General features: G+C 64.9%; 6 protein-coding genes. 1 reads left to right on the top strand and 5 read right to left on the bottom strand.

Annotated elements, in window-relative coordinates; all coding sequences use genetic code 11:
- Nucleotides 1-391: 391 nt before the first annotated feature.
- Nucleotides 392-1750: an APC family permease gene (locus KBZ19_RS09180; RefSeq protein WP_255100679.1), complete on the bottom strand. Its 1359-nt coding sequence runs from the start codon at nt 1748-1750 to the stop codon at nt 392-394.
- Between the two features lie 29 nt (nt 1751-1779).
- Nucleotides 1780-2679, bottom strand: a complete 900-nt coding sequence (locus KBZ19_RS09175; RefSeq protein WP_255100678.1) for a methyltransferase domain-containing protein — start codon at nt 2677-2679, stop codon at nt 1780-1782.
- A gap of 526 nt (nt 2680-3205) precedes the next feature.
- On the opposite strand from KBZ19_RS09175, the gene aroC reads away from it, so the two are divergent.
- Nucleotides 3206-4294, top strand: coding sequence for a chorismate synthase (gene aroC, locus KBZ19_RS09170; protein ID WP_255100677.1), 1089 nt, complete (start codon nt 3206-3208; stop codon nt 4292-4294).
- A gap of 118 nt (nt 4295-4412) precedes the next feature.
- On the opposite strand, the gene KBZ19_RS09165 is transcribed toward aroC, so the two are convergent.
- The 3 genes from KBZ19_RS09165 to sat all read right to left on the bottom strand — a co-directional run bounded on the left by KBZ19_RS09165 (nt 4413) and on the right by sat (nt 8254).
- Nucleotides 4413-5093 (bottom strand): bifunctional 4-hydroxy-2-oxoglutarate aldolase/2-dehydro-3-deoxy-phosphogluconate aldolase, encoded by a 681-nt coding sequence (locus KBZ19_RS09165; RefSeq protein ID WP_255100676.1) that lies wholly within the window; start codon nt 5091-5093, stop codon nt 4413-4415.
- A 73-nt stretch (nt 5094-5166) separates the two neighbouring features.
- The gene (gene ftsH3, locus KBZ19_RS09160) at nt 5167-7011 is read right to left on the bottom strand and encodes an ATP-dependent zinc metalloprotease FtsH3 (RefSeq protein WP_094514883.1); all 1845 of its coding nucleotides are present in this window, start codon (nt 7009-7011) and stop codon (nt 5167-5169) included.
- Nucleotides 7012-7066: 55 nt separating this feature from the next.
- Complete coding sequence (sat, locus tag KBZ19_RS09155) at nt 7067-8254, bottom strand: sulfate adenylyltransferase (RefSeq protein WP_255100675.1); 1188 nt, start codon at nt 8252-8254, stop codon at nt 7067-7069.
- Nucleotides 8255-8289 lie beyond the last annotated feature (35 nt).

The following is an 8289-nucleotide window of genomic DNA, read 5'->3' as shown; positions in this document are numbered from 1 at the left end:
CAATGCGCACAACTTCCCGCTCGACCTGGCGTCTGCCGAAGCCACCCCTGTGGCCCTGACCGCTCCGGCGATCGGCTGATCCCCTACGTTCTTCAACAGGTTTTCATTGAAGACAGGTTGAGGAACACCGATCGATCAGCAGCCCCCGCAGATTGCGGGGGCTTTTTTTTGGCAGGAAGCAGTCAGAGGTGGATGGGGGGCTGGGATTGGATTGGGTGTGGGTGTGGGCAAACAGGTGCGAGTAATGAAGAACGGCGAGTAATGAAGAACGGCTTAGGGCCAGGGGTGGTGGCTGCCGCCTGTGAGCACACGGCGCACGCATGACGGCATCGGCTCAGACTGGCGGGAAGCGCGTGAACAGCCTTCCGTGCAGATCCCGGGCAAGAACGTTCTAAAGAAGGCGGAGCTTTCGCTGCCGCAGGCAGAGGCCTACCAGAGCAACAACGCCAGAGAGCAGGACAAACAGAGAGAGGAAAGCCGATTCATTAGCAGCGGCATGCTGGAAGCTTGAAAACGCTAGATAGACACATGCCACAGCGAAAAGAAGCGGACACAAGGGGAAGAGTGGCGTCTGGAAAGTGTTCAGGCTTGGCGCACCGGAGCGGCGGCGCAGGATGATCAGGGACAGTGCAATCAGGGTGAGAAAAGCCCAGAAGAGGGGTGCGGTGTATTCCACGATCGCCGTGAAGCCATCGGGTTGAACGGCGGCGATCGCAATCAACGCGCTGCTGAAAAGACTCTGAACCAGAAAACTCCGGGTGGGGGTGCTTCGTACCCTCTGCCATCCGCCGAGGAAGCCAAGGGCCTGCCAGTCTTGGCCAAGGGCATGGTTGGCCCTGGCACCCATCACCATCGTTGCGTTGATGCTGGTGAGGGCGGCCGCCCCGATCAGCAGGATCACAGCCAGCTCTGCCCAGCGGCCAAGGGACTGGCCCAGAACATCCACGGCGGCAGCAGAGCTTTGGGCAAGCCCGGAGATCCCCAGCGCGGAAAGCAACGACAGGTTGAACACCAGATAGATCGCGGTGATCAACACCAGGCTCAGCACCAGCACGTTCGTGACCGCGCGAGGCCCACCTCTCACCTCTGAAGAGATGGTGGCGGCCTCATTCCAACCACCGAAGGTGAGCAGAACGAAGACCAGGGCTGTGCCCAGGCTGGCCGGACGGGGACTGCTCTGAAAGGCCGCGGTGGAGATAGACGCGAGGTGACCATTGCTGGCAAAACCGGCAATGCTGATGATCAGCAAACCAACCAGGATCACCAGCACCAGTGGTTTCTGGATGCCGGTGGCCACGCGCAGCCCCAGCAGATTCGATGCCGTGAGCACGAGTACGACAACCAGCGCCCCCATCCCTTCAGATCGGAGGCCCAGGGGGAGCAGACGGCTGAAGGCGTCGCTGAACACAAAAGCAAGCAGAGCAATCGAGCCAGGATTGATCACCGTGGCCTTGGTCCAGGCATACAGGAACGACAACCTGCGGCCATAAGCCAGGGTGAGGAAGTGATATTCACCGCCGATGTGGGGGTAAGCGGAACTGAGTTCGGCATAACAAAGGGCGCCGGTGAAGCTCACCACAGCCCCCACAACCCAGGCAGTGATCAACCAGCCGGGATCCTGGGTGAACTGCGCCACCAGGCTGGGGGTCTTGAAGATCCCTGCTCCGATCACCAGGCCAACGATCAGGCAAACAGCTTCCCATTGGTGGACCACCCTGGCTGGATTGGTCTGGGCTGGTGTGGATGGCATCAAGCGCTCTGGCTGCCCGCTCAACTGGCTCATGGCCGACTCCGCAGCGCTTGGCTGATCCGGCCACCTGACAGCTGCACGTCCACCCCCTGATCACTGAGGGTTCCGGCAAGGATTCCAGCCCGGACCGTTCCCTTGAACGTGCCGCGGGGTTGGTCACCATTGGCTGATCTGGTGCCGTAGGTGAAGCTGATCGCTTCGCCCCGCATCCGTCCGGAGAGAATGCTGAGGCTCTCACCATTGAGCAGCAGGCGGCCGCCCAGCATCTGGAAGGACTGCTGGATGTCAAGCTCCGCTGCCGGCTTCGCACCCTGAGCGCCCAGCTGCCAACGGCCCTGCACCGAGGCCGGAACCACCCAGAAAAAGCCTCTGCCCCCTTCCAGCTCAATGGTGGCATCAGCCGGCCAGGTGCCCATATCGAAGGAATTGGATACAACCCGGGTGCCCGGACGCATCGCCAGGATGGTGGGCTTCAGCTTCACGTTGAGTTGTGGCAGGAGATAAAGCGTGAGCACCGTGGCTTCGCTGAAATCCTCTTTGAAGATGTCTCCCCTGATGAACGTCACCTTGTCGTTCACTGCGGCCCGAGCGGCATGACGTTTGGCAAGCGCAACCAGATCTGGGTTGTACTCAATGCCAACAGCTTTAATCCCATAGCGTTGAGCCGCGCCGATTACAATCTTGCCGTCGCCTGAGCCAAGGTCGTAAAGAATGTCACCGTCCTGGATGTTCGCGATGTCCAACATGGCCTGCATCAGGGCATCCGGCGTTGGCACCCAGATCACGTCCTTCCCTTCCTGACCCACGCTTGGCTGGTACAGCACATCGCCTGGCGTGGCTTGGGAGCCATCGGCCCTTGCAGCGACCGGTGGCAGCAGCCAGACCAACAACACTGAGGCGACCAAGGCCAGGCCATTGATCCTCACCATCGAACGGCTTGTTCTTCGAGCCGACCTAAATAGCTCGACTGGATGACCGCCGCAGTAGGACAAAGGGGGCATCACCTCAATGGATCATCTCGCCACCATCTTGGTGGCCTTCGCTTCAGAGTTGATGTGTTCCACAGCACTCGAGATGTCCATTTTGATCCAACGGAAAATCCACTCTCTTGCGTGCAATAGCGGAGTGGAATGCCCAAGAATGGGCCGAAAGCTTCCCCTTTCGCCTGCGACCTTCTCCATCCAAATGACGGAGCATTCACTGCCTTGGCGCTGAGAACAATGACCCTTCACCGATCTTGAGTGCATGCAGGTTGCAGGGCATCGATCCAACCGCCAGCAGCCCCGCAGGTCTCGGGCGTTGTGTGGCGCAGACCTCACTTCGCGGGCCATCGGGGCGGGGATGAGGAGCGAGGGGAGCAGCACCAAGCAAGCAGCGCCGGCCTGAGACAGCAGTGAGGTGATAGCTGAGGCGCAGCAGCTCGAATCAGTAGGCTCCAGCCAGTGCAATGGCGCCATGGGCAGCAGCTTCGGCCAGCTCTTTCGTATCAGCACCTTCGGCGAATCGCACGGCGGCGGCGTGGGGGTGATCGTGGATGGCTGCCCGCCGCGGCTGCCGCTGGATCTGGCAGCGATTCAGGCCGAGCTCGACCGGCGCAGACCGGGGCAGAGCCGCATCACCACCCCGCGCAAGGAAGCCGATCAGGTGGAGGTGCTCAGCGGGCTGCTCGATGGGGTCACCCTCGGCACCCCGATCGCCATGGTGGTGCGCAATCAGGACCAGCGTCCCGGCGACTACAAGGACATGGAGGTGGCCTTTCGCCCCTCCCACGCTGATGCCACATACCAGGCCAAGTACGGGATCCAGGCCCGCAGCGGCGGTGGCCGCGCCTCGGCGCGGGAAACGATCGGCCGGGTGGCCGCCGGTGCGATCGCCAAGCAGTTGCTGGCCCGCGCCCACGGCACCGAGGTGATGGCCTGGGTGCGGCGCATCCACACGATCGAGGCGCAGATCGATCCAGCGCTGGTCACCCTGGCGGCTGTGGAGGCCAACATCGTGCGCTGCCCCGACCCTGAAACGGCGGAGCGAATGATCGAACGGATCGAGACGATCGGCCGCGAGGGCGATTCCTGCGGTGGGGTGATCGAGTGCGTGGTGCGGCGGCCGCCGCCAGGGCTGGGCATGCCGGTGTTCGACAAGCTGGAGGCGGATCTGGCCAAGGCGGTGATGTCACTGCCAGCCACCAAGGGCTTTGAGATCGGCTCCGGCTTCGCCGGAACCCTGCTGCGAGGCAGTGAGCACAACGATGCCTTCCTGCCCACCGCGGATGGCAGCCTGCACACCGCCACCAACAATTCCGGTGGCATCCAGGGCGGCATCAGCAACGGCGAGGAGATCTGCCTGCGGGTGGGCTTCAAGCCCACCGCCACGATCCGCAAGGCCCAGCAGACGGTCACGCTGGCCGGGGAGGCCACCACGCTCGCAGCCAAAGGACGCCACGATCCCTGCGTCCTGCCGCGCGCGGTGCCGATGGTGGAAGCAATGGTGGCCCTGGTGCTGGCCGATCACCTGCTGCGTCAACAGGGGCAATGCAGTCTCTGGTGATCACGCTGATGCCGGGGCCGGCGGCAGGAGGGCGGCCGCCCGCTGGGAAGCAGGCAGGCTCCCGCAGCTCGTGATGGGCACAGCTTTCCGCTGAGGCTGCCACGCACACAAGGTTGGCTCAGGCCTGAGAGAAGGGCAGCCATGGCCCGGTGTTTGCAGGACTGTCCGGATCATCTGCGTTCTTGGCTGAGGCGGCTGCTGAAGCCAGCTTGAGGGCCTGCAGCAGCAGCGCCAGCTGAGGGTCCAGGGCAGCCTCGGGGCCGGCAGTGAAGAGGGCGGAGCCCAGGGTGACCGCCTGCACCCCCGCCGCCAACCAGACGGGCACATCGGCGGGGCGCAGGCCGCCGGCGGCGATGCAGAAGGGCAGCGGAGCCAGGGGACCGGCCAGCAGGCGCCAATAGCCCGGGCCGAGCGCCGCCGCCGGAAACAACTTGACCAGGCCGCAGCCCAGGCGCCGGGCAAGGTTCACCTCCGTGGGGGACATCACCCCTGGCACGAGGAGCAGATCGAGCCGTGCCGCCTCGGCCAGCAGCTCGGGGCACAGCAGCGGCGACATCGCATAGGACAGACCAGCCGCACGCACATCGGCGAGGGCAGCGGCCGTGGTGATCGATGCTGCTCCCAACAACAGGCCGGGAAACTGGCGTTGCAACGCCTGGCACTGCTCCACCCAGCCGGACTGGGGCGACCAGGCCACCTCCACATGCCGTACACCCGCTGAGGCCAGCTGCTGCACTTGCCAGTGGAGTGCGGCGGCCTCAGCACAGCGCACCACGGTGAGCAGGGGCTGCTCCCGCAAGGAAGAGATCAGCCCGCCAGTGGCGGGCCCCCAATCCGCAGCCCCAGAGAGGAGCTGCAGGGCACTGGCAGGCTCAGACGTACTCGGCGACCCGCACATCGCTGCGGATCAGCAGCTCCTGCAGCTCCTCGGCATCCACGGTTTCCTTTTCCACCAGGATGTCGGCGAGTTCATCGAGCACCGAACGGTTGTCGGTGAGCACGCCCTTGGCACGGCGGTAGGCCTCTTCCACCAGTTGCCCCACCTCCTCATCGATGGCGGCGGCGGTGTCTTCGGAGAAGTCGCGCTCGGCGGCGATGTCACGGCCGAGGAACATGCCGCCCTGGGAGCGACCGAGGGCCACAGGACCCAGCCGATCGGACATGCCGAAGCGGGTGACCATCTGGCGGGCGACACGGGCCACCTGCTGCAGGTCGTTGGAGGCACCGGTGGTGACTTCGTCTTCGCCGTAGACGATCTCTTCAGCGACACGACCGCCCAGGGCGACAGCCATCTGGTTCTGCAGATAGGCGCGGGAATAGAGACCCGATTCCATCCGCTCTTCACTGGGGGTGAAGAAGGTGAGGCCGCCGGCCTGGCCGCGGGGAATGATGCTGATCTTCTGCACCGGGTCGTAGTCGGGCATCAGGGCGCCCACGAGGGCATGGCCCGCTTCGTGATACGCCACGAGGCGCTTGCGCTTCTCGCTCATCACCCGGTCTTTCTTCTCGGGGCCGGCCATCACGCGCTCGATCGCGTCGTTGACCTCATCCATCGACACTTCGGTGAGCTGACGGCGGGCCGCCAGGATCGCCGCTTCGTTGAGCAGGTTGGCCAGGTCGGCGCCGGTGAAACCGGGGGTGCGGCGGGCGACGCGGTCGAGGTCGACGTCCTTGGCGAGGGTCTTGCCGCGGGCGTGGACGCCGAGGATCTGCAGCCGGCCCGCGTAGTCGGGGCGATCGACCACCACCTGGCGATCGAAGCGACCCGGCCGCATCAGCGCTGAATCGAGCACATCGGGGCGGTTGGTGGCCGCCACGATGATGATGCCGGTGTTGCCCTCGAAGCCGTCCATTTCGGTGAGCAACTGGTTGAGGGTCTGCTCGCGCTCGTCGTTGCCACCGCCGAGACCGGCGCCGCGCTGACGGCCCACCGCGTCGATCTCATCGATGAACACGATGCAGGGGGCATTCTTCTTGGCCTGCTCAAACAGGTCGCGCACGCGGCTGGCGCCCACGCCCACGAACATCTCCACGAACTCCGAACCGGAGATCGAGAAGAAGGGCACGCCGGCCTCACCGGCCACCGCCTTGGCGAGCAGGGTCTTGCCGGTGCCGGGAGGGCCCACCAGCAGCACGCCTTTGGGGATCTTGGCGCCGACGGCCGTGAAGCGATCGGGGTTCTTGAGGAAGTCGACCACCTCGGTGAGCTCGAGCTTGGCGCCCTCGATGCCGGCCACATCACCGAAGGTGACCTGGGTCTGCGGTTCCATCTGCACCCGGGCCTTGCTCTTACCGAAGCTCATGGCCGGGTTGCCACCGCCGCCCTGGGCGCGACGCAGCAGGAAGAAGAGGCCGCCGAGCAGGAGCAGGGGGAACAGCAGGCTGCCGATCGCCTGTTGCCAGGCCGCCGGTTCGCGGCTGGGCTGCACGGCGATGTCGACGTTGTTGTCGGTCAGCAGCTTCAGGAGGTCCTTGTCAGGGGCGAGGTTGACCACCGCGCGGCCGCCATCGTTTTCGACGATCTGTGCAGTGCCCCGGTCGGGGGAGATGAGCACACGCGACACCTGCTTGCCTTGCACCGCTTCAACGAAGTCGCTGTAGCGGAGGGTGCGGGGGGCGTTGGCCGGGTTGGGCCGGTCGAGGAAGGCCGTTCCCACGGCGATCACCACGACGGCAAGGAGCACATAGAGCCCCGCATTGCGCCAGCGCTTTTTCACCCTGTGTGCTCCTGATGAGATGGAAGTAAAGGAATGTTAATGGGGCGGCAGGCCTTCAGACGGCGCGCAGGACCTCCACCACGCTACGGAAGGCAAACCATTCCGGGATCTCCTCGCCGCTGCGCAGCATCTGACGGAACTGGGTGCCGCTGAGTTTCTTCACATGCAGCCCGCGGGCCTCGGCGTGCTCGGCGGTCACGTAGCCCTCCTCCTCGGTGTACACGAGGTTGAGCGACGGCACCGTTTCCATGCCCAGCTCGGTGGCCTGGTCGCGGGCGAAATCCTGCGCCTGGTAGGGGCCGTAGAAGTCGTCGCCCGTGAGGGACGATTTGCAGCCGGCCATGTCGCGGCCGATGATGAAGTGGCTGCAGCCGTAGTTCTTGCGGATGATCATGTGCTGCAGGGCCTCACGCGGGCCGGCCATGTGCATGGCGTAGGGCAGATAGGCCCAGCGGATGCGGGGGTTGTCCACCTCGGCGGCCAGCCGCTCATACGACTGAAAGCGCACCTCGCCGGCGATGTCGTCTTCCTGGGTGGGGCCGCACGTGGGATGCACCAGCACCACGGCATTGGCGCTCACGTTGGCGGCGTGCAAGGCACGGGTGAACAGCTCATAGTGGGCCCGGTGGATCGGGTTTCGGCACTGAAAGGCCACCACGTCTTCGCTGGCGGGCAACTGGCTGCGCACTTCGGCCGGCGTCTGGCAGGGAAAGACCCGGCGGGGCAGCTCCAGGCCCTGCAGCATGCCGCCGAGGTAGAAGCGCCCGCGCTCGCCCCAGATCATGCGCACCGCCGGGTGCTCGATCGAAGTGGTGCCGTAGCAACCGGCCGCCTCACGCACCTTGTCGGGCTCCCAGCGGCTCTCGACCGTGAGCACCGCCAGGTCCTGACCGCGGTAGGTGAGCAGCAGGCGATCGCCCGGGGCGATGGTGTCATCGTCGGTGTCCATCACCACCGGCAGGCCGAACAGCAGGCCCGAGGTGGTGCGGTGCCCGCTCACCACAGCGTGGTAATCCTCTTCGTGCATAAAGCCGCGCAGGGGCGAGAAGCCTCCCACCATCAGCAGTTCCACGTCGCAGGCGTTGCGATCGGAGCACTCCAGCACCCGATCCACACCGGCCTTCACCGCCGCCACCTGCTCGGGCGGCACGCGCAGATCAACGAGCGTGCCGCCGTGGGGCGCGATCCCATGAACCATGGGTTGGCCGTCAGCGGAAGTGGTTGAGGTCACGGGCAGCGACATCAGGGAATGGAGAGATTCTTTCAGAGCACCCTTGC

It is taken from the genome of Synechococcus sp. L2F (genome assembly GCF_024345695.1).
In the GTDB taxonomy this organism is placed as follows: Bacteria; Cyanobacteriota; Cyanobacteriia; order PCC-6307; family Cyanobiaceae; genus MW101C3.
Note: the sequence above shows the minus strand (reverse complement) of the source record. Positions and strands in the feature narration are given on the sequence as shown.